Source organism: Pigmentiphaga aceris, assembly GCF_008119665.1.
Taxonomy (GTDB): domain Bacteria; phylum Pseudomonadota; class Gammaproteobacteria; order Burkholderiales; family Burkholderiaceae_B; genus Pigmentiphaga; species Pigmentiphaga aceris.
This window is the reverse complement of the sequence record NZ_CP043046.1, coordinates 5,524,057-5,544,031: the sequence shown is the minus strand read 5'-3', so window position 1 is coordinate 5,544,031 and position 19,975 is coordinate 5,524,057. Positions and strand designations below refer to the sequence as shown.

Sequence of the window (19,975 nt, the reverse complement as noted above, 5' to 3'; positions counted from 1 at the left end):
GACACTGACCATGAGCGGGAACTATCTGAGTGTTCGTCCTGATTGGCTGGCCCTCGGTGAAGAAGAGGCGCTGGAGCCGACGCTTCCCATCATCGACGCGCATCACCATTTCTACGACCGTCCTGGCTGGACCTACCTCGATGCCGATTACCTGGCCGATGCGGGCACGGGTCATGCCATCGAAGCAACGGTCTACATGCAGGCGCTTACCCGGTATCGAGACACTGGCTCGGAGCACCTGAAGCCAGTAGGCGAAACGGAATACGTCGTCAGTGCCACCAACGCAAGAACCGGTGGGCGACAACTCGCGCAGGGCATCGTCGGTTATGCCGATCTGCGGCGCGGTGCGGCCGTGCAAGCGGTATTGGAGGCCCATGAAGTGGCCGGACAGGGACGGTTCCGGGGCATTCGTCATCTGGTGACCTGGGACGCCGACAGTTCCTTGTCGAACCCATTGACGGCGGCACCTCGGGGCTTGCTGGCCGACCCCGCTTACCGGGCCGGGCTGGCGGCACTGGCGGTGCGTGGACTGTCCTATGACGCCTGGCTGCTCTGGCCGCAATTGCCCGAACTCATCGACGTCGCAGACGCATTTCCAGATCTGCCCATCATCGTGAACCACTGCGGCGGCGTCGTGCGAATCGGTGCCTATGCCGGACGGGACGACGAGATTTTCCAGTCTTGGCAGGGCCACATGCGCGCGCTGGCCAAGCGGCCGAACGTGTTTGTGAAGCTCGGCGGATTGGGCATGCGCATCAACGGATTTGGCTTTGAGAAGGCTGCGTTGCCACCCACCTCGCGGCAGCTTGCCGATGCCTGGCGGCCCTGGATGGCCTCCTGTATTGACGCCTTCGGACCGATGCGTTGCATGTTCGAAAGCAATTTTCCGGTGGACAAGGGTTCGTACAGCTTTACGAATGGGTGGAATGCGTTCAAGCGACTGACCCAGGGCTTTTCGGACAGTGAACGACGTTCGCTGTTCCACGACACGGCCCGCCGTGTCTACAGGCTCGGCTGAAGGATTCAACGCACAGCAGGAACCGCAGCCCGTGCAAAACGGCACAAGGCGCGGAGAAATTTCATAGCAACAACAACAGACCAATCCCGGTCGATAGCACAGCGCAAGTCAGGAGATCCGCATGAAACTCACCCGCCGATTTTTGCTCACCGCTGCATCCGCCTTGTGTTCATTGGCGGCTGTCTCGACGGCGCACGCCCAGGCCTATCCCAGCAGGCCCGTGACCGTAATCGTTCCCTACGCCGTGGGCGGCACCACTGACATCGTTGCCCGGCTGGCGTCGGGTCAGATCGCAGGCAGTCTGGGCCAGCCTCTGGTGGTGGAAAACCGCGTAGGCGGGGGTGGTGTGGTCGGCTGGGGGGCTGTTGCGCGGTCCGCGCCCGATGGCTACACGCTGCTCACGACGGAGATGTCTTTCACCATCGCGCCGGGGTTGCTGCCCAGGCTGCCCTTCGATGGTAAAAAAGATTTCTCGCACGTCATCACGGCTGCTGCGGCGCCTCATGTGCTGGTGATCAATCCAGATGTGCCGGCCAAGACGGTGGGGGAGTTCATTGCATTGGCCAAGACCAAGCCCGGCTTGTTGAACTATGGGTCGGGCGGCAATGGCACCAATACCCATCTGGGCGGTGAACTGTTCAAGCGCGCTGCGGGTATCGACCTCATGCACGTGCCGTACAAAGGCGCTGGCCAAGTACTTACCGATCTCATGGGAGGCCAGGTGCAGGCGCTCGTCACCTCGCTGCCCACTGCGCTCCCTCACATCAAGTCTGGCAAGCTGCGCGCGCTGGTCGTGACCAGCGATACGCGCTCGCTGCTGCTGCCCGACGTTCCGTCGGCCAAAGAAGCCCAATTGCCCAGTTTTGTCATGGACTTCTGGGTGGGGTTCGCGGTGCCCGCCGGCACGCCGCAGCCCATCGTCGAGAAGCTTAACCAGGCGATTGCAAGCTCTCTGAGCACCCCCGAGGGAAAGCGCCGTCTGCAAGAGCAAGGCCTGCACCCGGTCCTCAACACTCCCGCACAGGCAACACAACAAGCCGAGTCCGAAATGGCACGCTGGGCTGCCATCGTGAAGTCGGCTGGCATCAAGGCTGAATAAGGAAGCATCATGTCTATCAAACCCCTGCACGGTGTTCGCGTGCTGGATCTGACCAATGTTCTGGCCGGACCATTTGCCTGCCATCAGCTTGCCCACATGGGGGCTGATGTCATCAAGGTCGAGGCGCGTCAGGGGGGAGATCTGGCCCGCCAGCTCGGTGCCGATCAGGCGCTGAACAGCGTTCACATGGGGGTCTCGTTTCTTGCCCAGAATCCTGGCAAGCGCTCCATCACGCTGGATCTTAAACATCCGCAAGGAAAAGAGGCGCTGCGCCGGCTTGTGCAGACCGCCGACGTCCTGGTGGAGAACTACCGTCCTGGCGTGATGCAGCGGCTGGAGCTGGGGTACGAAACCCTGCTCAAAGAGAACCCCAAACTCATCTACTGCGCGATCTCGGGTTTCGGGCAGGAAGGGCCGCTGCGTGACCTGCCTGCGTATGACCAGATCATCCAGGGCATGTCCGGCGTGATGAGCATTACCGGTGCCCCGGAAAACGCGCCTTATCGCGTCGGCTACCCGATGGCGGACACCATCGGTGGCCTTACCGCTGCCTTCGCCGTGGCCGCCGCCCTGGCCGACCGCAACCGCACCGAAGGCGTATTCATCGATGTGTCGATGCTGGAGGCGGTCATGGCAACCATGGGCTGGGCGGTGTCCAACCACCTGATCGCAGACCGCGAGCCCAAGCCATTGGGCAACGACAACGTCACGGCCAGCCCCTCGGGCACCTTCCGCACCCAGGATGGCCTGCTGAATATCGCGGCGAACAAGCAGGAGCAGTTCGAAGCCGTCTGTGCCGTGCTGGATCATCGCGAATGGGTGACGGATCCACGTTTCGCGGAACGTAGCGCACGTCTGCAGAATCGTGCCGAATTGAAGTCCTTGATGGAAGAAGCCTTGGCCGGCAAGACATCCGATGCGTGGTGGCAACTGTTCCAGGGTGTCGGGGTGCCCGCCGGCCCGGTCTACTCCGTGCCGGAAATCCTTGAGCACCCGCAAGTTGCCGACCGTGGCCTGATCGGTTCTTTCAAAGATGTGCCTGGCGTCGGGCGGGACATCCGGATCGTACGCCCAGGTTTCAAGTTGAATGGCGAGGCACCGAGCGTCGAGACGCCTCCTCCGCAACTGGGTGAGCACACCGCCGCCATCATGGCGGAACTTGGTTATTCCGACGCTGAGATCCAGGCACTGAAACAGGAGAAAGTGGTATGAGCACAAACGATCCTCGCGTCAGCGATTGGTGGCGTACCTCCATCATCGAGATGCGTCCCGGTGTGATCCGCTATCGCGGCTATGCCATCGAAGACCTCATCGGCAACGTGAGCTTCGCGCAGATGATCTGGCTGATGACGCGTGGAGAACTGCCAAGCGAAGGAGAGGGGCGGCTGCTTGATGCTGCGCTGATGTCAGGCGTCGATCATGGTCCGCAGGCACCCAGTATCGCCATCGCGCGCATGGCGTCAACCTGTGGCGTGGGCCTCAACAACGTCATGGCGTCGGCGGTGAATGTGCTGGGCGATGTGCATGGCGGTGCTGGCGAGCAGGCCGTGGACATGTATCTCGACATCGCCGCCCGTCACGAAGCGGGCGCGTCCTTGGAAGACGCCGTAAGTGGTGGTCTGGACCGGGCAATCGAGCAATACGGAAAATTCGTTGCGGGTTTCGGGCACCGTTTCCACCCCGTGGACCCACGCGCGCCCAGGTTGTTGGAACTGGTCGACGAGGCTGCCAAGGAAGGCATCGTCAGCGGCCGCTTTGCGGCCATCGGGCGAGGTGTTGAAGCGGAACTCGCTGCGCGCAAGGACGGCCGGCGCATTCCCATGAACATCGACGGGGCAACTGCCGTCATCTATGCCGAGCTGGGTTTTCCTGCACCGTTGGCGCGGGGGCTGTTCTGCCTGTCGCGTTCGGTGGGCATTCTGGCGCATGGCTGGGAACAGACGGGACAGGGCGGCCGCAACAAGGGGCCGATTCCGCGTGAATACCTCTGGACCTATGACGGTCCGGCCGCGCGTGAGGTGCCCACGCGCGTCTAGGGCACTTCATCAGTTTTATCAGTTTCACCACGGAAAAACGGCCGACAAACCATGCTTTGTCGGCCGTCATCAGTTTGCTGTGCCACAGGCGAGCACACCGAGCACACATTATTTACTGACGAATTTTCATTACCTGCGCCAGATATTTGCCGGTGTGACTGTCAGTCGACCCAGCGATATCTTCAGGCGTGCCCTGAGCCACCACGCGGCCACCGCCATCGCCGCCTTCCGGGCCCATGTCGACCACCCAGTCTGCGGTCTTGATCACATCCAGATTGTGTTCGATCACCACCACCGTATTGCCGGCTTCCACCAACTGGTTGATGACCTTCAGCAGCAAGGCAATGTCATGGAAGTGCAAACCGGTGGTCGGTTCATCCAGGATGTACAAGGTGCGCCCGGTATCGCGCTTGGACAATTCCAGCGACAGCTTCACCCGCTGCGCCTCGCCGCCCGACAGCGTGGTGGCGCTTTGGCCCAGGCGGATATAACCCAAACCCACATCGGCCAGCGTCTGCAGCTTGCGGGCAATCGTGGGCACGGCGTCGAAATAGGTCAGCGCCTGCTCGACGGTCAGGTCGAGCACCTCGCTGATGCTGCGGCCGCGATAGCGGATTTCCAGCGTTTCGCGGTTGTAGCGGCTGCCGTGGCACACGTCGCAAGGCACGTAGATGTCGGGCAGGAAGTGCATTTCCACCTTCACCACGCCATCGCCCTGGCAGGACTCGCAACGACCGCCCTTCACGTTGAAGCTGAAGCGGCCGGGGTCGTAGCCACGCGCACGCGATTCCGGCACGCCCGCGAACAGTTCGCGGATCGGCGTGAACATGCCGGTATAAGTGGCCGGATTGCTGCGCGGTGTACGGCCGATGGGCGACTGATCGACGCTGATGATCTTGTCGAACTGATCCAGCCCTTCAATGCTTTCGTAGGGCGCCGGCTCGGCCTGGCTGTTGTACAGGTGGCGCGACACCACATTGACCAAGGTGTCGTTGATCATGGTGGACTTGCCGGAACCCGACACGCCACTGATACACACCAGGCGACCCAGCGGAATGCGCAGATCGGCCGACTTCAGGTTATTGCCGGTACAGCCGTTCAAGGCCAGCCAGCCCAGTTCTTCCTGGTCTTTCACCGGGCGGCGATTGGGCACCGCAATGGACAGCACGCCATTCAAATAGCGGCCGGTCAGCGATTCCGGGTTATCAAGAATCTGCGCGGGTGTGCCTTCTGCCACGATGCGGCCACCGTGTTCGCCCGCGCCCGGTCCCATGTCCACCACCCAGTCGGCGGCGCGGATCATGTCTTCGTCGTGTTCGACCACAATCACGCTGTTGCCCAGGTTGCGCAGGTGGCGCAGCGTTTCGATCAGACGATCGTTGTCGCGCTGGTGCAGACCGATGGACGGCTCGTCCAGCACATACATCACGCCGGTCAGGCCGGAACCGATCTGGCTGGCCAGCCGAATGCGCTGCGCCTCACCACCGGAAATGGTGTCGGCACTGCGATCCAGTGACAGATAGCTCAGGCCCACGTTATTCAGGAAGGACAGGCGCGAGATGATTTCGCGCACGATGCGGTCGGCAATTTCCTTCTTCGCACCGTGCAGTTCCAGCGTTTCGAACCAGCGCAGGCACTCGGCCAACTGCATGGCTTCCACTTCAAAAATCGCCTGCTTGGCCGCATCTTCGCCCACGAACACATTGCGTGCTTCGGCCCGCAGACGTGAACCGCCGCAGTCGGGGCAGGTCTTCACGTTGCGATACTTGCCCAGCTCTTCGCGCACCGTGGCTGACTCGGTTTCCTTCCAGCGGCGTTCCAGATTGGGAATCACACCTTCAAAGGTGTGCACCTTCACACTGGCTTTGCCCTTCTCGTTCAAGTACGTGAACGGGATTTCCTCTTCGCCCGAGCCGAACAACACCCGTTCCTGCGTGGTCGGGTCCAGTTCCTCGAAGGGGGTGTCGATCTCGAAGTCGTAATACGCCGCCAGATTGGTCAGCAACTGGTGATAGAACGGGTTGCGACGGTCCCAGCCCTTGATGGCACCGCTGCCAAGGCTCAGTTCCGGGAAAGCCACCACGCGCTTCGGGTCGAAGAAGCCCACATGGCCAATACCGTCGCAAGACGGGCAGGCACCCACCGGGTTGTTGAAGCTGAACAGGCGCGGTTCGAGTTCCGGCAGGCTGTAACTGCAAATCGGACAGGCGTAGCGATTGGAGAACAGCTGCTCGTGGCCGCTATCCATATCCAGCGCAATAGCGCGGCCGTCTGCCAGCGTGATCGCAGTCTCGAAACTTTCGGCCAGACGCTGCTTCGATTCAGGTTTGACACGCAGGCGGTCGATCACCACGTCGATGTCGTGTTTTTCGGTCTTTTTCAGTTCCGGCAGCGATTCCACTTCCAGAATTTGCCCATCGACACGGAAACGCACATACCCCTGCGCCTGCAAGCGGGCGAAATCGTCTTCGAAGCTGCCTTTGCGGTCGCGCGCGATCGGCGCAAGAATCATCAGCCGCGTATCGGCGGCCATGGCCATTGCGTTGTCCACCATCTGGCTGACGCTTTGCGCTCGTAGCGGAACGTGATGATCCGGGCAAAAAGGCGTGCCGACGCGTGCAAACAACAGTCGCAGGTAATCGTGGATCTCGGTCACCGTGCCCACAGTCGAGCGCGGGTTATGGCCGGCAGCCTTCTGCTCGATCGAGATCGCAGGCGACAGCCCCTCGATCAGATCGACCTCGGGCTTGTCCATCAGCTGCAGGAACTGGCGCGCGTACGCAGACAGACTTTCCACGTATCTGCGCTGCCCTTCGGCATACAGCGTATCGAACGCGAGCGAGGATTTTCCCGAGCCGGATAGCCCCGTCATCACCACAAGCTGGTGGCGAGGCAGCTCGAGCGAGATGTTCTTGAGATTGTGGGTGCGAGCACCCCGGATACGAATGACATCCATCGACGCAGATAGCCCCTGCCGTACGGCTGGGCTTTTCCAAAGGGCAACTTGGTACTATATCGCGCTGCCGCATCCCGCCGCCATCTTTCCCAGGTCGTCGGGTTGGCAAGGCCTTGTTTGTCCCCGTCGCGCCACGCGTCCCCCTTTTCTGTTGCCATGTCCTCCAAGAGTTCCCTCAGCATGACCGCCGTCGAGCGCCGTGCCAGCATCGCGTTGGCAAGCCTCTTTGCGCTAAGAATGCTTGGCCTGTTCATGTTGCTGCCGGTGTTCGCCGTCGCCGCGCGCGGGCTGCCGGGCGGCGACGATCCGTCGCGGGTGGGTCTGGCGCTGGGCATGTATGGCCTGACACAAGCCTTCATGCAGATTCCCTTCGGCATCGCGTCCGACCGTTGGGGCCGTCGCCCCGTGGTGGTTGCGGGCCTGGTGTTGTTTATTGTCGGCAGTGTGATCTGCGCACTGTCCACCGACCTGTTCTGGATCACCGTCGGTCGCGCCATCCAGGGCAGCGGCGCAATTTCCGCAGCTGTTACAGCGTGGCTGGCCGATTCCACCCGTGACAGCGTCCGCACCCGGGCCATGGCCATGGTGGGTGCCTCCATCGGTATGACCTTCGCGGTGTCCCTGGTGCTGGCCCCGTTGCTGATCGGCGTGGGCGGCCTGGCGGGCCTGTTCTGGACCATCGGTTGCCTGGGGCTGGCGGCATTGGCAGTGGCGATGTGGGTGGTACCTACCGCACCCCCCGTGCCGAAACCACAGGTAAAAGTCCCCGTGCGGCGCGTCATCACCCACCCCGACCTGCTGCGCCTGAACCTGGGTGTGTTTACCTTGCACCTGATCCAGATCGCCATGTTCGTGGTCGTGCCGGCTGCCTTCATTCAGACCGGCGGCCTGAGCACGGCAGAACTGTGGAAGGTCTACCTGCCGATCGTGCTGGCGTCCTTTGTGGTCATGGTGCCCATGATCATTCTGGCCGAGCGGCGCGGCGCGCATCGCGGCATATTGCGCGGCGCAGTCGCCTGCCTGGTGGTGGTCTGCCTGGCCCTGACCTGGGCCCAGCAGCAGTTCGTGCCGCTGGTGATCGCCATGGTCGCGTTCTTCACCGTATTCAATGTGCTGGAAGCCATGCAGCCGTCTCTGGTGTCGCGGGTTGCCCCGCCCGCCTACAAAGGACTGGCGCTGGGCTTCTACAACACCAGCCAGGCGGTCGGCCTGTTTGCCGGGGGCGGCCTGGGCGGCTGGCTGGCCGCAAACGTCGGCCCGTCGGCAGTATTCGAAGTCGCCGCAGCAATGGCCTTGCTGTGGTTGGTAGTGGCATGGCGCATGACGCCGCCCGCGCTGGCGCAGGCAGCAGTTGCACCCGTCGACACCACCGAGACCATCAGGCCTGTTCCGTAACAGCATTCAGTCACCGACTGGGACAAACTTGCCCAAAGGTGCCTTGCTTGTTACGGCCGATCGCGTTTACATCATCTCAACTCGCGCCGGCACCCATGCCGAGCGCAGCGAACGCCCCCGCCAAGGCAGTTTGCACCAACAATCAACTGGAGAATGGCAATGGCATCCGTCAATAAAGTCATCATCGTCGGCAACCTGGGCCGTGATCCCGAAGTGCGCTATACGCCCGACGGCGCAGCGATCTGCAACGTGTCGATTGCGACCACGTCGAACTGGAAAGACAAGAACACCGGCGAGAAGAAAGAAGAAACCGAATGGCACCGTGTGGTCTTCTACAACCGCCTGGCCGAAATCGCCGGTGAATACCTGAAGAAAGGCCGCTCGGTCTACGTCGAAGGCCGCCTGAAGACCCGCAAGTGGCAAGACAAGGATACCGGTGCCGATCGTTTCAGCACTGACATCGTGGCTGACCAGATGCAAATGCTGGGCGGCCGTGAAGGCGGTGGCATGGGTGGTGGCGGCGGTGACGGTGGCTACGACGAGATGTCGCAAGCTGCGCCGCAGCAGCGTAGCGCCCCGCGCCCGAGCGCACCGCGTCAGGCACCGCAAGGTCGTTCCGCACCGGCTCCGTCGGCTGCGCCGAACTTTGCGGATATGGATGACGATATTCCGTTCTAAAGACCGTCTTTTCCTGACTGATTAACAAAAGGCCCGCAGCCTGATAGCTGCGGGCCTTTTGCATTGGTGGCGGTTTTTCCAAGCTTGCTGCCAACCCTCCGTCGCGCCAGGAAACTCTCCTGAGGACCAACCCCAGGTCCATGGTTCACATAGCAAATCGAATTAAGCAGTGCTTTAGGAAATTGGCAATTTTCCGCCCTCAACGGCACCCATACTGCGCGCACTGATTCACATTGCAGACCCCGCCTCAGGCATCGGCTGCTGTCTGCTTCCACCCCTGCCAACCGACACGCGCATATGAACCTCCAACAAACTCCCCGGGTAGCGTTGATCACCGGTGCCGCAAGTGGCATTGGTCGATGCGTTGCCGAAAAGATGGCCTTGACGCTCGGTGCTCGCATCTACGTCGTGGACAGAAACGCAGACGCCGCAGCAGCGGTAGCTGACGCGATCAACGCGGCTGGCGGTCATGCCAAGGCATGTGTCGTGGACCTTGCCGATAGCGCAGGGCTGCCCGACGCCTTGCATGCGCTGACAGCGGCTTTCGGGCCGCCGGACATTGTCGTGAACAGCGCGGGCGTTGCCGACATGGCCCCGGCCGGGGAATGCCCACCGGCCCAGTGGCAGAAAACGATGGCCATCAATGTGACGGCACCGATGCTCGCCATGCAGTTTGCGCTGCCGCACATGCGCAAGACAGGCTGGGGCCGGATCGTGAACATCGCATCGACAAGCGGGTTGCGCGCCGGCACGGGTCGGATGGCCTATGGCACCTCCAAGGCCGCGCTGATCGCCATGACAAAGCAATTCGCCATCGAAGAGGCGCAGTGGGGAATCACCGTCAATGCAATCGCACCCGGCCCGGTGGACACGCCGATGGTGCAGGCGCTGCATAGCGATTCGACCCGCGCCAGGTACGCCACCTTGGTTCCTATGCGCCGTTATGGCAAACCCGACGAGATCGCCAGCGGCGTGCTCTATCTCGCGTCGGATGACGCCAGTTATGTCACGGGGCAGACGCTGGCGATCGACGGTGGTTTCACCGCCGCAGGGGTTTTGGTGCCCGACCTGTTCGACAAGCCAGCAGCCTGATATCGCGACTCTTAACCCAAAGGACAGCACATGAACGTCTCTGATCTTTCCCAGAATCCCCTGCGCAAGAAATTTGCGCGCGGTGACACCACGTACGGCCTGTGGGTGACCCTTGAAAGCCCCACGATCACGGAGATCGCCGCCGCCATGGGCGCGGACTGGATCTGCGTGGATCTGGAGCACGGCGCGCTGGATTATTCAGACGTCCTGAACCATCTGCGTGCCGCGAAGGGCACGGACTTGGCCGTGCTTGCCCGGGTTCCGGCAAGCCGCGTGGACACGATCAAGAAGTGCCTCGACATCGGTGTGCATGGTGTCGTTCTGCCGCTGATCAACAACGCTGAAGAGCTGCATGAAGCCTTCAGCCACGCCCGGTATCCCACCGTTGGAAAGCGCGGCTTAGGGGGCGAGCGAGCAGTTCAATGGGGCTTGCGCGTCCAAGAATATATTCAGCGCGCGAATGAAGATGCGCTGGTCATTCCCGTGATCGAGACCAAGGCGGCGAGCGAGGATATCGAGCGCATTCTCGATGTTCCCGGCCTCGAAACCATCTTCTTCGGGCCAGCCGACCTGTCGTCGAGCATGGGCTACCTTGGCGAATGGGAAGGGCCGGGTGTGGCCGAAGACATTCTTCGGATTCAGCAGTCGGCAGCAACGCGCGGCATTGTGTCCGGTGTCATCGGCATGAACCCCGAGGACATGAAGAACAGGAGGGAGCAGGGCTTCAAGATGATCGGCCTGGGGTCGGACGGCGGCATGATCGTCAAGCAGTTCAAGCAGCTCTTCGGCACGCTCAAGGGCGAGACCTACGACCATAACTGGTTCTGAGCGCGGGCCACGCCGCACACCTCCGTGGCAGGGTCAGGTTAAGAAACCTGATCCTTGATCGCCGCAGCGATCTCCAGCAGGCGACTGCCGAGGATGGCGCGTCGCGGAAGAGACAGCCGCTTCTCTGCCGCCGCAATGCTTATCGCGACCAAGGGCTGGTTGGGCAGTGCCAGAGCAACGCCCAACCCGCCGCTTTGTGGCGTAACCAGCCCGCTGTTGAAGCAATAGCCCGTCGTTCTGGCTTCTTCCACCAATTTCCAGATTTCGACGTCCGTTGCCGCAGGCCAGTGCGCTGCGCGGCGATCGCAACTGTCTTTCAGGACGGTCGTGATTTCTGCATCCGGCAAGGCCGACAGTATCGCTGCACTGCCGGCACCGACACCAAGCGGAAACCGATCGCCGGGTTTCATCTGCTGCGTATGCAGTTCGACGACACCGAGTTCTTGAGACAGACAGATCGCCTCATGCGCATGTCGGACAGAAAAGAAGACCGTGTCGCCTGACTCCAGCGACAGCTTGCGCAAAGCCGGTCGCGCCAGCCGTTGCAAGTCATACGCGTGTTCCGCCGCCAGTCCTGCCGCAAACGTTTCGGGCCCGAGGCTGTAACGCCCCGATGCGGGGTCCCGGGATACGAAGCCTTCATCGACCAAGGCTTGCGTCAATCGGATCACAGTCGCTTTGTTCAGGTCCAAGCGTTGGACGAGTTCGCTCATGCGCAGACTGTCGGGACTCTTGCGAATCAGGAGCCGCAAGATGCTGAGGCCGCGTCTTAAGGTCTGCGCCCGGTCGCGGCGCTCGTACGGGTCCATGTTGTGTTTATTCATATCGATTTTGAATGGTCATGCTGCAGCGTGTATCGCGTCGTCAAGCACATTGGCTTGCTAGCCTGACTGCAGCGAAATCGCGTTCAGGGATCTCCTGTGAAGAAGGTGGCTTCGATATGGAAGAACTTTATTTCTGACCACGATTCCCGTCTGTTGATCAGCGTTTCTTCAGACCCCATGCCAAGCATGTAGCCAAGATTCGTCTTCTTATCGCGATAAAAATAGGGCGTTGAATCCCAACCGCAGCAGATGAACTTGAGTGTTGGTAAGCCGAAACTTTGCGTCATATACCGCTCGGCTTTCAGCGCATCTTTGCCCTTTACTTGGTAGCGAGCAACGAAAGGTTTTCCCTGTCTGTCGTTGGCTTGAACGCATTCGACAAGTTCCACGAAGTCAGGCTTGTCGCTGAGCGTCGCCAGGAAATCCTCGCAGCGTGCTTCCGCCTTTGCACCGCCAGCAGAGACACACAACACTGCGAAGAAAAGTCCTAGCGTAAGTCTTTTCATGTACGGCTCCACAACCAAGCTGCTCACATCAGTTCCTTTATCTTCCATACGCGTGTCAATCGAGTGGTTGTGAATACTGTTCCACTGCGCTCGCTCGTATCCGCTGAACGTAACGGGGTTGCCGGGCGTTTCGATGCGCTTTGGCACAAGCTCGGACGCCATGCCGTAACGCCGCACAACAGAGGGCGGTTGAACGTCGGCGCGGCCTGTTCTCATCGTGTGTTGCACAACGCCGCCTTCAGTCCGAATTTGCCTACGGCACAAAGCCCGAGTCGGGGCCAGAAGCCAGCTTTTGAAGCATGTCGATGACGGCACGCACCTTGGGCTGAAGATAGTGCGACTTGGGCCACACCACATGGATAGGCATCTCACCGCCCGCATAGTCCTCAAGCAGCGGTACCAGGGTGCCATGGTTCAAGTCATCGCCCACCAGCCAGGTTGGCATCTGCATGATGCCGCAGCCTGCCAGACCGGCGGCCAGCATGGCTTCACCGTCGCTGAACTCATGACGGACATGAATTTCCTGCTGCATCAGCGCACCTTCCGAGGTGCGCAGCAGCCACGTCTGCTTTTGCTGGCGGCGCGATCCAATGATGCAATCTCGTTGCCGCAGCTCATCTGGAGTACGCACAGTTCCATGTCGCGCCAGATAGGAAGGCGCAGCGCAAATCACCAGGCGTTGGGTGCCGAGCCGCTTGGCCACCAGGTTGCCGTCATCGGCCAGCTCGCCAATCCGAACGGATAAATCGTATCCCTCCTGAACCAAGTCCACCGTGCGTTCAGTGAAGGAGACCGTCAGGTCTAGCTTGTCGAATCGGGCAGCCATTTCCAGCAAGCCTTGCAAGATGTGCCGGCGACCAAAGGCACCCGGCAGTCCGATGTGTATGCGTCCTTGCGGCACCCAGTTGTCAGGCGCAAGGCCAGTCTCCGCTGCCTCCAATTCTTCGATGGCGCGCGTGCAGGCGGCCAGATATGACGCTCCCTCTGGCGTCAGGGTCAGCCTGCGGGTCGTTCGGTGCAGCAGCTTCAGTCCGATCCGTTCTTCCAGGCGGGTCACGCTCTTGGTCACGCCAGACGGCGTCATGCCCAATGTTTGCGCTGCTGCTGTGAAGCCGCCCGCCTTGGCCGTCGCAACAAACGCCTCAACACCCGCAAAACGGTCAATAGGATGATCCATTTGTTCCTGTGGGTCTTAAATGTTCGGAATCTAACCTGGATTATCTATCTTTGAAAAGATAATAAAGTCACAGTCATCGATTAGACAAGGATGACGATGCGCATACTTTTCACTCCCCACGATATGGCAGGCCAGCACTTACGCAACCGCGTCGTGATGGCACCCATGACCCGCTCGCGCGTCGCTGACGGCGTGCCGGATGTGTTGACGGAACGCTATTACCGCCAGCGCGCTTCGGCTGGGCTGATCATCACTGAAGGCATCAACGTCTCACAACAAGGGACCGGTTACCTGTTCACGCCGGGTTTATATACCGACGAGCACAGTGCAGCCTGGGGCAGGGTCACCGACGCGGTCCATGCAGACGGCGGACGCATTTTTGCCCAGCTGTGGCACGTCGGCCATAACTCCCATGTGTCCTTGCAAAAAGATGGTGCGGCCCCTGTGTCCTCGGTGGCGCGTCGTCCCCATAACGTAAATGCCTATGCTTGGGCTGCGCCTGGTGTGCCCGGCAATATCGCCACCAGCGAACCACGTGCGCTCAGCGCTGACGAAGTACAGGCGACCATCGGCGATTTTGTGGCGGCGGGTCGGCGTGCCATCCAGGCCGGTTTCGATGGTGTCGAGGTTCATGGTGCCAATGGCTATCTGTTCGAGCAGTTCATCAACGGTGAACTGAATACCCGACAGGACCGCTACGGCGGCAGTATCGATAACCGCTTGCGCCTGTTGTTGGAAACCGTTGACGGGCTGAGCACGGCGATTGGCAGCCAGCATGTTGGTGTGCGCATTTCTCCCTTCGGTCGTCTTTATGACATGCACCCGTACGACGATGAAAAACAGACATGGCTGACACTGGCCGCTGAGCTTGGTCGTCGCAATCTGGCGTATGTGCATCTGAGCGATCAGCGCACCATCGGTGCCGATTGCGAGACCGCGTTCTTCACGGATTTTCGCAAGGCATATCCCGGTACGCTGATCGTGGCGGGTGGTTTCGACCAGGACAGTGCCAACGCCGCCTTGAAGGCTGGCAAAGCGGACTTGATCGGTTTCGGTCAGCCCTTCATCGCCAATCCAGACCTGGTGGAGCGCATGGCCAATGGCTGGCCATTGGCGCAGGCGCAGCGTGACACGCTGTACGGACTGCACGGAGAACGCGGCTACACCGACTATCCGCGCTACGCCGAGCAGGCGAAAGCTGCGTCTTCGTGAAGGCCATGACCATGACATCCACGTTGGTCACCGTGCCTGATCTGGCAAATGAACAGACCGTCCTCCCAGAAGCCGATGCGCGTCTGGCATTGACTACGTTACGCGACGACTTCTTTGCCGCGTGGTCGCGCGGGCAGTGGCAGGCGCTTGCACCGAACTTGTCCGAAGACGCCATCTTGGTCAGCAATCAGCATGGCGAAGCAAGAGGCGTAGACGAATGGCATCGCGTGCTGGCCGCCGAGCCTGCTGCGTTGGCGGGCATGCGGACGAGCAATCACGTAATCCTAAGTGGGCGCAGCGGCCTGGCCGCTGCCAGCGCATACGTCATCGGCCTCTTCGGTCACCAGCAGCGGCAACTGCTTTTCGGTGCCAGCGTGGTGCTCCGATTCCGTTTCGATCGGTCGACGCATCGTTGGCTGCTGGTGGGGGCTCGCATCAATGTCAACTGGTGCAAGGGCGACCTGGCGTTGGCGGCGCACTGGTCGTCACCGCCGAGCGATGCGGGTTGGGAACTGGGCGACGCGCCACCGGTGTTGGTCAGCGAGCTGGATTCGCCGTGGGCTTTGATCGGTGACGCATTGCCGCCAGTGAGCGTGGAAGACGCCATGCAAGAGCTCTACAGCAAGTATTCCTGGGCCATCGACCAAGACGACATTGCGCTGTTGAGCGACAGCTATACCCAAGACGCTGCCGGAGGCTTTGCGCCGATGGGCGCATTGCAAGGTAGGCACGCCATCATCGGCCAGCAAAAAAGCTTCCGTCGGCATTGGGCGTGGATGCAGCACTTCGCGGATGTGCTGCGGGTCGAACCCGAGGCCGATGGTCAGCACGTAAGCATGATCGTGGGACGCATCATCCCGGAACGCACTGCAGATGAAGCGGGGAACCCACTCTACGGTGCCCATTACCAGCTTCGCGCACGACTGGAGAGCGACGGGCAATGGCGCATTTGCTGGTTCGATTACCGCCCTGGCTGGTTCACCGCCACCAACGTCCCTGAATTCGAAATCGGAGTAACGCATGCCTGACACCAAAGACACCAGAATCAATGCACTGCTCGATCGCGAGGAAATTCGCGAACTTCGAACGCGTTATGCGCACTACCTCGACAGCAACAACATTGCTGCGCTTGACCAAGTCTTTTCGGCAGATGCCGTCGTGGAAGTCACCGTCGGCAGGATGGAAGGTATCGACGCCATACGGCTGGGACTCAACGATGCCTTCAAACAGTTCGACCGTGACCATCAAGGCAGCTATCCATTCATGCACGCGATCGTCAATCACCAGATCACGTTGACCGGCACCGACCATGCCGAAGGTCGGTGCTATCTGATCGATTTCGAAACCGCATCCAAGCCTGATCCCAATCCCTTGCTGCTGCTTGGCCTGTATGCCGACGAATACCGGCGCATCGATGGCGAGTGGCGCATCACCCGCAGTCGCCTGGAAGTCGTCTGGCCGCAGCGCAGCGGTGTGACCCAACAAGCCGTCCACGCAACAACCGGAGCCTGAATATGTCCACATCCTTGAAGCTCAGCATCTTGGACTACTCACCTGTTGACGAAGGTCTGATGGCCAGTGACGCATTGGCCGCCAGCGTGCGCCTGGCGCAGCGCGCGGAAGAAAAGGGCGGCAGCCGCTATTGGTTATCAGAGCATCACGGGATGCCCGCCACCGCTGGCAACTCGCCCGAAATCCTGATGGCACGCATTGCCTCGGCTACCCAGACCATCCGTGTCGGGTCGGGCGCAGTACTGCTGCCCAACTACAGCAGCTTGAAGATTGCCGAGAACTATCAGCTTCTGGAATCACTGTTCCCGAACCGTGTCGATCTGGGCTTTGGCCGTGCCCCGGGGGCCGACGCACGCACTGGCGCTGCGCTCAACGACGAGAAAGGCCGAACGATTCCGTACGCGCAGAAAGTCTCGGATCTGTTGAATTTCCTGACCGGAAAGCATCCGGCCAACTCACGCTACGCCGGCATTCGCGCGCACCCCGAAACCCGCGACAGACCGCAACCCTTCGTGCTGGGCGCATCCGGTTCGACTGCTGAATTCGCAGGCAAGGCAGGGTTGAGCTTCACCTTTGCCCACTTCATCAATGCCGGCGGCGACGGCCCGGAAGCAGCCGAGGTTTACCGTGCAGCATTCCAGCCTACGGACTATGCGGCGCAGCCAACCGTAGTGGTAGCCGTGTTTGTGGCCGTTGGTGATACCGATGCGCAAGCGCGTGAATTTGCCGACGCGTTCCACCTGTGGCTGGCCTACGCTGAAAGCGCAAGTCCATTCGATCGCGTGCCTTCGTTGGAAACCACCCGCGCCCACCAGTGGACGCCCGCTGAACTGGCCGTGCGTGCGCGTAACCAGGGCAGGCTGATTTCTGGCACCGCAGCCAAGGTTGCCGCGCAACTGCGCGCGTTGGCGCATGCCTATGGCACTGATGAAGTCATGATCAATCTGATGATGCCTGGCGAAGCGGCGAGACTGCGCGCGCTTGACACACTCACTTCCGCGCTGAATGTCGCCGTGCCGCAAACCGCGCCTGCCGAGCCGGACGGGATCTTTGCATGATGAAGGCTGATAACGCTGTGATCACACACTCGCGCAGTCGGCATCACATTGCCCTGCATCTGGCGCACCGCTGGTTCGCCTTTCTTGAAGCATCCGTGGGCAATCTCGATACGCACTTGGCAATATTCCATCCCCAAGTGCAGCTATCGGGGCACCGGGGCAATCACGTGTTCGCCAGAGACCACGAAAGCCTGAAGGCCTGGTTTGCCGCAGTCCCCGATGTCATCAGCTCGCATCACATCGTGCATGCCAGTTTTGCGGATGCCGACAATGGTGATGGCTTGTTGAGCATGGTCGTGGCCTACCAGGCCCCAGGTGATTCGGGCATTCACGGCTCCATCATCAGCTACGAAACGCGGATCGAATTTGCCGCGGGAGGCGCGCGATTCATCGCGCTCGACAAGACACCGATACTTGCCAATACGCGACCGGAGTACGAAACTTCCTGGGCAGCGAATCGTGTGCTGGCGCGTGTATATGCAGAACTGGCCGGCATCACGGGCTCGGATGGCCAACTTCGTGCTGTGTTGGGAAATGATGTTAGGCAACTGGCTGTGCATGCGACTGCGCCAGAAGCAAGCCGGGCCTACGAGGCGCTGGTTACCTGCAACGCTGGCAATCCCGCCGTTGGCCGAGCAGTACACCTGACCCTCAGCGATGACGGTGAGGCGACTCTGCCGACAATCGAACGGATCGTTGCACTCGATGTCGACGCCGGGACAGCATCATGTCGTTAGTTTTTTGACTTGTCCGGGTGCCGTGATTGGCGTTGAAGCTTGGTACCCATGCACGCGCCTCGGATTGAACTACCACCTTGCCATCAAGGCGTCTGAAACATCCGCGTGAAGTCACAGCATTCCTGCGCCATCATCGTCACGGCGGCAGTCAGCGGACTTTGCACATCGCGTTTGTACATGGCGATGTAGCGGATGTTCGGCAGTGGCGGATTGGTGCGGACGACACTCAGCAGACCGTTTTTCAGCATCGGCTCCATGCAGGCGCGCGGCAGGTAGCTGACGCCCAGGCCCGACACCGTCAGGCCCAGCAAGGCAATCAGACTGTTGCTGCTGATGGTGTTGTCCGGCTCGACGCCCAGGCTGTGAAACCAGCGCATGTAGTTGACGCCGGTACCCGACCGATCTCCCTGTGTGAGCAGCGGCAGGCGCGCCAGTTCATGGATGCGCAAGACGTTTTCCGTGGGGACCAGACCGGGTTTGCACATCCAGACGTTGTCGACCGTGGCCAAGCTTTCGTAACCGAAACGCGAGTCAAGCACGGCGTCGGGAACGACGATCAAATCAACTTCGTCGGCCAGCAGTTTTTCTTTCAGCTTCACGCTCATGTCCACGTCGGGTTCAAGCGTGACTTTCGGATAGTTCAGTTGAATGGCTGATACGAGCTTGGGCAGCCAGGTGAGGGCAGTCAGTTCGGTTACGCCGATTCGGAAGCGCCGCTGCACGACATCCGGGCGACCGAATTGCTCGATGGCCATGTCGCGTTGCTTGAGCAACCTTTCGGCGATGACGACCATTTCTTGGCCTTTGTCGGTCAGTCGTGCCTGGCGTTGAGTGCGATCGAACAAGGGCGTGTCGAATTCGGATTCGAGTTCATGCACGCGTTTGGATATGGCGGACTGCGTGGTGTGCAGGCGGGCTGCGGCCGCCGCGAAGCTGCCCAGGCGGTTGATCCAGTACAGCGCTTCGAGTTGCTTGAAGGTCATCATGGTGCATGGGTCCGCTGCTTGCGCTTTGATTGATCGCTTTTAAGACTGTAATTTAATTCGAAAATATCGCTTTTTTGCGTGCAAGGGAACTCCCACAATTCCTGTCATGAGATCGCAATCGCTGATCCACCCCGGGAGTCTCCGTGTCAGAAGCACCCTTCACCATTTGTCCGGCCCCGTCGCTTGCGCCGAGCCAGGTCATCACTGCACTGCAGGACGTCGTCACCCCGCACCTGAGCGACAACCTGCAGCGCATGCAAGGCATCGTCGGTCTGCAGCGCTTTCATCGTGCCCGCAAGCTGGTGGGAACCGCCTATACCGTCAAGGCCCGTCCGGGCGACAACCTGCTGATCTACCGCGCCTTGATGGACTTGCAGCCTGGTCACGTGCTGGTGGTCGATGGCGCGGGCAACGCGGATAACGCACTGGTGGGTGAGCTGATCATGCTGTACGCCATCGAGCGTGGATGCGCTGGGTTGGTGATCGACGGTGCGATCCGTGACAGCGCCGCGTTCCATGCTGCCGATTTCCCTTGTTATGCACGCAGCATCACGCATCGCGGTCCTTACAAACTGGGGCCAGGTGCCATCAACGTGCCGGTGAACATTGGCGGGCAGGTCGTGTCGCCGGGCGACCTGGTGGTGGGTGATGAGGACGGTGTGGTGACCTTCCCGCAGGCCGACGCGGAGCGCCTGCTGCGTGCGGTGGCCGCTACGGTGGAAAAAGAAGATGCCATCAAGGCAGAAATTCTCAGCGGGCGTGTCGAACAAAGCTGGCTGACCAAGACGCTGTCGGCTCATGGCCTTTGAGTACCCCATGGCCTTTAAGCACCCCCTCGGTCTTTGAACACCCACACCGTCT

At 60.7% G+C, this 19,975-nt stretch carries 19 protein-coding genes; 14 read left to right on the top strand and 5 right to left on the bottom strand.

The features are described from left to right. The first annotated feature begins 10 nt into the window (after window positions 1-10). From FXN63_RS23860 to FXN63_RS23845, 4 genes are all read left to right on the top strand, one after another. Window positions 11-1,018, top strand: a complete 1,008-nt coding sequence (locus FXN63_RS23860; protein WP_148818004.1) for an amidohydrolase family protein — start codon at window positions 11-13, stop codon at window positions 1,016-1,018. Between the two features lie 121 nt (window positions 1,019-1,139). Next, window positions 1,140-2,117, top strand: coding sequence for a Bug family tripartite tricarboxylate transporter substrate binding protein (locus FXN63_RS23855; protein ID WP_148818003.1), 978 nt, complete (start codon window positions 1,140-1,142; stop codon window positions 2,115-2,117). 9 nt (window positions 2,118-2,126) lie between these two features. Further along, window positions 2,127-3,329, top strand: a complete 1,203-nt coding sequence (locus FXN63_RS23850; protein WP_148818002.1) for a CaiB/BaiF CoA transferase family protein — start codon at window positions 2,127-2,129, stop codon at window positions 3,327-3,329. Next, window positions 3,326-4,153 carry a citryl-CoA lyase gene (locus tag FXN63_RS23845; protein WP_148818001.1) on the top strand — a complete coding sequence of 276 codons (828 nt, stop codon included), beginning with the start codon at window positions 3,326-3,328 and terminating at the stop codon, window positions 4,151-4,153. Before FXN63_RS23850 ends, FXN63_RS23845 begins: the two co-directional genes overlap by 4 nt. A gap of 112 nt (window positions 4,154-4,265) precedes the next feature. Here FXN63_RS23845 and uvrA read toward each other — a convergent pair whose 3' ends face one another. Continuing rightward, on the bottom strand, window positions 4,266-7,109 hold the full coding sequence (gene uvrA / locus FXN63_RS23840; RefSeq protein ID WP_148818000.1) for an excinuclease ABC subunit UvrA: 2,844 nt from the start codon (window positions 7,107-7,109) through the stop codon (window positions 4,266-4,268). Between the two features lie 156 nt (window positions 7,110-7,265). On the opposite strand from uvrA, the gene FXN63_RS23835 reads away from it, so the two are divergent. The 4 genes from FXN63_RS23835 to FXN63_RS23820 all read left to right on the top strand — a co-directional run bounded on the left by FXN63_RS23835 (window position 7,266) and on the right by FXN63_RS23820 (window position 11,102). Then, window positions 7,266-8,504, top strand: coding sequence for an MFS transporter (locus FXN63_RS23835; RefSeq protein WP_148817999.1), 1,239 nt, complete (start codon window positions 7,266-7,268; stop codon window positions 8,502-8,504). A 159-nt stretch (window positions 8,505-8,663) separates the two neighbouring features. Then, a complete protein-coding gene (ssb, locus tag FXN63_RS23830) occupies window positions 8,664-9,182 on the top strand; it encodes a single-stranded DNA-binding protein (protein WP_148817998.1) in 519 nt (172 codons plus the stop codon). Window positions 9,183-9,479: 297 nt separating this feature from the next. Next, complete coding sequence (locus FXN63_RS23825; protein ID WP_148817997.1) at window positions 9,480-10,274, top strand: SDR family NAD(P)-dependent oxidoreductase; 795 nt, start codon at window positions 9,480-9,482, stop codon at window positions 10,272-10,274. Window positions 10,275-10,304: 30 nt separating this feature from the next. Further along, the gene (locus FXN63_RS23820; protein WP_148817996.1) at window positions 10,305-11,102 is read left to right on the top strand and encodes an HpcH/HpaI aldolase family protein; all 798 of its coding nucleotides are present in this window, start codon (window positions 10,305-10,307) and stop codon (window positions 11,100-11,102) included. 38 nt (window positions 11,103-11,140) lie between these two features. Here the strand turns inward: FXN63_RS23820 and FXN63_RS23815 are convergent, their stop codons facing one another. The 3 genes from FXN63_RS23815 to FXN63_RS23805 all read right to left on the bottom strand — a co-directional run bounded on the left by FXN63_RS23815 (window position 11,141) and on the right by FXN63_RS23805 (window position 13,609). Beyond that, window positions 11,141-11,911 (bottom strand): IclR family transcriptional regulator, encoded by a 771-nt coding sequence (locus FXN63_RS23815; RefSeq protein ID WP_246165283.1) that lies wholly within the window; start codon window positions 11,909-11,911, stop codon window positions 11,141-11,143. A 98-nt stretch (window positions 11,912-12,009) separates the two neighbouring features. Continuing rightward, window positions 12,010-12,594, bottom strand: coding sequence for a DUF4952 domain-containing protein (locus FXN63_RS23810; protein ID WP_187395012.1), 585 nt, complete (start codon window positions 12,592-12,594; stop codon window positions 12,010-12,012). A 91-nt stretch (window positions 12,595-12,685) separates the two neighbouring features. Next, entirely contained in the window at window positions 12,686-13,609 is a 924-nt protein-coding gene (locus tag FXN63_RS23805; RefSeq protein WP_148817993.1) for a LysR family transcriptional regulator, read from the bottom strand. Window positions 13,610-13,705: 96 nt separating this feature from the next. Here FXN63_RS23805 and FXN63_RS23800 point away from each other — a divergent pair, with 96 nt between their 5' ends. The 5 genes from FXN63_RS23800 to FXN63_RS23780 are packed head-to-tail and all read left to right on the top strand — an operon-like array spanning window position 13,706 to window position 18,128. Beyond that, window positions 13,706-14,821: an alkene reductase gene (locus FXN63_RS23800; RefSeq protein WP_148817992.1), complete on the top strand. Its 1,116-nt coding sequence runs from the start codon at window positions 13,706-13,708 to the stop codon at window positions 14,819-14,821. Window positions 14,822-14,832: 11 nt separating this feature from the next. After that, complete coding sequence (locus FXN63_RS23795; RefSeq protein ID WP_187395011.1) at window positions 14,833-15,849, top strand: nuclear transport factor 2 family protein; 1,017 nt, start codon at window positions 14,833-14,835, stop codon at window positions 15,847-15,849. Next, window positions 15,842-16,333 (top strand): nuclear transport factor 2 family protein, encoded by a 492-nt coding sequence (locus FXN63_RS23790; RefSeq protein WP_148817990.1) that lies wholly within the window; start codon window positions 15,842-15,844, stop codon window positions 16,331-16,333. The genes FXN63_RS23795 and FXN63_RS23790 overlap by 8 nt, the downstream gene beginning before the upstream one ends. A 2-nt stretch (window positions 16,334-16,335) precedes the next feature. Further along, window positions 16,336-17,391 carry an LLM class flavin-dependent oxidoreductase gene (locus FXN63_RS23785; protein WP_222863963.1) on the top strand — a complete coding sequence of 352 codons (1,056 nt, stop codon included), beginning with the start codon at window positions 16,336-16,338 and terminating at the stop codon, window positions 17,389-17,391. Then, the gene (locus tag FXN63_RS23780) at window positions 17,388-18,128 is read left to right on the top strand and encodes a hypothetical protein (RefSeq protein ID WP_148817989.1); all 741 of its coding nucleotides are present in this window, start codon (window positions 17,388-17,390) and stop codon (window positions 18,126-18,128) included. Before FXN63_RS23785 ends, FXN63_RS23780 begins: the two co-directional genes overlap by 4 nt. Window positions 18,129-18,211: 83 nt before the next feature. Here FXN63_RS23780 and FXN63_RS23775 read toward each other — a convergent pair whose 3' ends face one another. Continuing rightward, window positions 18,212-19,111, bottom strand: coding sequence for a LysR family transcriptional regulator (locus FXN63_RS23775; protein ID WP_148819772.1), 900 nt, complete (start codon window positions 19,109-19,111; stop codon window positions 18,212-18,214). A gap of 146 nt (window positions 19,112-19,257) precedes the next feature. Here FXN63_RS23775 and FXN63_RS23770 point away from each other — a divergent pair, with 146 nt between their 5' ends. Next, complete coding sequence (locus FXN63_RS23770) at window positions 19,258-19,923, top strand: RraA family protein (RefSeq protein ID WP_148817988.1); 666 nt, start codon at window positions 19,258-19,260, stop codon at window positions 19,921-19,923. The last annotated feature ends 52 nt before the right edge of the window (window positions 19,924-19,975 follow it).